This window comes from Mycobacterium szulgai, assembly GCF_002116635.1.
Classification (GTDB): Bacteria; Actinomycetota; Actinomycetes; order Mycobacteriales; family Mycobacteriaceae; genus Mycobacterium; species Mycobacterium szulgai.
In genome coordinates this window covers 1-1,768 of record NZ_LQPW01000117.1, presented here as the reverse complement: position 1 = coordinate 1,768, position 1,768 = coordinate 1, and the positions used below count along the sequence as shown (strand labels likewise).

Genomic DNA, 1,768 nt, shown 5'->3' with positions numbered 1-1,768 from the left:
GATATGAGTCCGCTGAATAAATCGGCGTGGCGGTCGGGTGTGGTCGTGTGTTGTCGTTGATGATTCTGGTGTGCAGGGTCATTCTGATGTGCAGCGTGAACTGTTGGATGCCGAGTCGGTCACGGGTCATCTTCTGAAGCCACATAGCGTTTTTGGTTTCTTGGCGGTGCATCGCGGGGAGCTGTTTCCGGACGAGTTGTTCGCGGATCTGTTCCCTAGTGGGCGGGGTAGGCCTAGCGTGCCTGCTGATGTGATGGCCACGGTGATCACGTTGCAGGCGCTGCACGGGTTCTCTGATAGCGAGACCGTGGATGCGGTGACTTTTGATTTGCGTTGGAAGGCTGCCTGTGGGCTGGCGGTGACCGCGGGCGGGTTTCATGCCAGCACGCTGACGTACTGGCGACGCCGGTTAGGTGCTTCGGAGCGGCCTAACCGGATCTTTGAGGCGGTCAAGGCGGTGGTGGCCTCGACCGGGGTACTGGCCGCTAAGACACGTCGGGCGTTAGATTCCACGGTGCTTGAGGACGCGGTGGCCACCCAGGACGCGATGACCCAGCTGATTGGCGCGATCCGGCGGGTGCGTCGCGACGTGCCGGGCGCGGCTGCTGTGATTGCCCAGCACTGCAGCGCTCACGATTATGGCGATCCGCGCAAGCCGGCGATCGATTGGGACGACGCGGCGGCTCGTGACAGGCTGCTCGACGCCCTGGTCAGCGACGCCCACCGGGTGCTGGCCGAGCTGCCTGATCAGCCCGAGTCCAGGGCCGCCGATGCGGTGGCGCTGTTGGCGCTGATCGCTGGGCAAGACGTCGAACCGGCGGAAGGTTCTGATGGCACCGACGGCCATTGGCGTCGCACCCGCACGGTGCCCCCGGATCGGGTGATCTCTACTGTCGACCCCGATGCCCGCCGCGTGCATAAATCACCGCACCGCGCCCACGAGGGTTTTAAGGCGCATGTGGCCGTGGAGCCCGACACTGGCATCATCACCAACTGTGCGCTGACTAAAGCCACCGGCCCTGACAATCACGAGACAGCTGTGGGATTGGATCTGCTGGCCGCAGAACCCCATTCGGTGACCGTGCTGGCTGATGCGGCCTACGGGTCCGGCGAATTCCGCGCCCAACTGGCCGCACGCGGGCACGCCGACCGGGTCGATCCCCCGCTGGTGCGCAGCGCGTTCCCGGGCGGGTTCACCGTCGATGATTTCGCCGTCGACCACGACAACCGCACCGCGACCTGCCCTAACGGCCTAACCCGTCCGATCAGCCGCTCCGGAGCTGCTTTTTTCGGCAAGGCCTGCAGCCAGTGCCCGCTACGTGCCCGCTGCACCCGCAGCCGCAGCGGCAAACACCTGCACGTCGGCCCGCACGACGCCCTCAACCGCGCGGCCCGTCAGGCTGCCAGCGACCCCGACTGGCGCACCGAATACCACCAGCACCGACCCATGGTCGAACGATCCATCGCCTGGCTCACCCGCGGCAACCGGCGACTGCGTTACCGCGGGACCACCAAAAACAACCACTGGCTACACCACCGAGTCGCCGCAATAAACCTGCGCCGACTAATCAACCTCGGCCTGGCCCACAACGGCACCACATGGGCACTGGCCTAAACCCCCCCGCAACCAACACCCAAGCCGCACAACCAAACCCCGCGACCCAATACACCAGACAACAGGCTGCAAACCAACGGCAACGAAACTGCAGACGCCACGCCAACGCCCTGCGAACCTTCAAGAACTCACTTATTCAGCGGACTCATATCG

Annotated in this window: 1 protein-coding gene; it reads left to right on the top strand. The window is 64.6% G+C overall.

Features of this window, described 5'->3' with window-relative positions; translation table 11 throughout:
- The first annotated feature begins 70 nt into the window (after window positions 1-70).
- Window positions 71-1,615, top strand: coding sequence for an IS1182 family transposase (locus AWC27_RS16075; RefSeq protein ID WP_085671394.1), 1,545 nt, complete (start codon window positions 71-73; stop codon window positions 1,613-1,615).
- The last annotated feature ends 153 nt before the right edge of the window (window positions 1,616-1,768 follow it).